The following is a 1,294-nucleotide window of genomic DNA, read 5'->3' on the forward strand; positions in this document are numbered from 1 at the left end:
TTAGCATTTTAAAAATTTGTTAAATCATAATTCCACATAGCCATTCTATAAAACATGGTAAAAGCACTTGGTTTGCGACTAGTAGTGCATTCAGAACAATCGTAGTAAGCTTCGATGGTATAATCACCACTTTGCTGAATTTTAAAAGTATAGCTATCAAAAGAATTTGCCTTACCATTTGCTACTTCAATTCTATTTTTACCTAAAATCCTAAAGAAAATTTCCGCTCCCTCTGGCAAGATGTCGCTATTTTTTTTACTCCTTATAGGTCCTATGCTATAATACCTATCATCAGCTACTAAATTCCAACTTGTTACATTTACCCATTGTTTCTGAGCTACACTTACTTTGTTTTCTATAATCGTTTTCCAGTCTGCCATTGATTGCATTCTCCTATCCCTTCTTAGCATTAGCCATTCATCTTTAGCCTTAGGATGACCTGCAAGCCATGCCTTTTTGAACCAATAATTTAACGAATCCTTGCTGAATACACCATATTGTTGATATCCGTACACTACCCCCAGTCGGTACGTGGCTTCTAATGAGCCTTTAGCAACAGCTTTTTTAAACCACTCTGCTGCAGTTCTCCCATCTTGATTTTGGTATGCTTTCATTCCTGCCGTAAGTTCACTTTCACCTTTCGATGCAGATTGCGCAGTTTGGTTATTCTCTTGTGCATTTTGCCCAAAAGAGTTAAAGGATATAGATATTAATAGAAAGAGAAATAAATTTTTCATGTATATAAATTGATTTAAAGTTTCTTTGCTACAAATGTACCCGAACCAGCAGCCCCTCTTCTTTGCATTGTACCCGTATAGGTCATACCATCACTGCTTAACGTACCCGTATTATCCCAAAAATAATCGCCATTAGTAGTATATTCTTTAAACGTAAAATTTACCGTAGTTCCATTTTGCGTCCAATTACCATTATAACTTGTAAACCCCACCGTATGCCAGATAAAAACAGTTTCATTTCCGCCAAACTCAAATATGTTTTCCTTAGTTGTATTGCCAGTAACGGTAATAGCAACCATCCAGTTGGTATTCTTTATTGATAAGTATGAAGGAGTGGTTTCTTTATCCTTTTTACAGGACGTAAAAAGCAGGATAAATGATAAAATCGCAACAGGTAGTTTTATGGATATCTTCATATAATGGAATTTTTTAGGGAAATAATTAGTAGGCTATGGATTGAGCTTTACAATTTCCAATCTGAATCTCGGGTCTTTTATACTAAAGAGATCTTCTCTTTTTTGATAGACTACTGCATAGTACGCCCCATTAAAATACTG

Annotated in this window: 2 protein-coding genes; both read right to left on the reverse strand. The window is 35.3% G+C overall.

Going from position 1 to position 1,294, the window contains the following annotated elements:
• Positions 1-8 precede the first annotated feature (8 nt).
• Positions 9-737 carry a hypothetical protein gene (locus tag WC622_RS16645; RefSeq protein ID WP_372820815.1) on the reverse strand — a complete coding sequence of 243 codons (729 nt, stop codon included), beginning with the start codon at positions 735-737 and terminating at the stop codon, positions 9-11.
• 14 nt (positions 738-751) lie between these two features.
• The gene (locus WC622_RS16650; protein ID WP_372820816.1) at positions 752-1,153 is read right to left on the reverse strand and encodes a hypothetical protein; all 402 of its coding nucleotides are present in this window, start codon (positions 1,151-1,153) and stop codon (positions 752-754) included.
• Between the last annotated feature and the right edge of the window lie 141 nt (positions 1,154-1,294).

Source organism: Pedobacter sp., from assembly GCF_041662865.1.
In the GTDB taxonomy this organism is placed as follows: Bacteria; Bacteroidota; Bacteroidia; order Sphingobacteriales; family Sphingobacteriaceae; genus Pedobacter.

Bases quoted from the DNA above. Each gene is read 5' to 3' on its own strand.
- WC622_RS16650 (WP_372820816.1), bottom strand. From the start codon at position 1,153: ATGAAGATATCCATAAAACTACCTGTTGCGATTTTATCATTTATCCTG.
- WC622_RS16645 (WP_372820815.1), bottom strand. From the start codon at position 737: ATGAAAAATTTATTTCTCTTTCTATTAATATCTATATCCTTTAACTCT.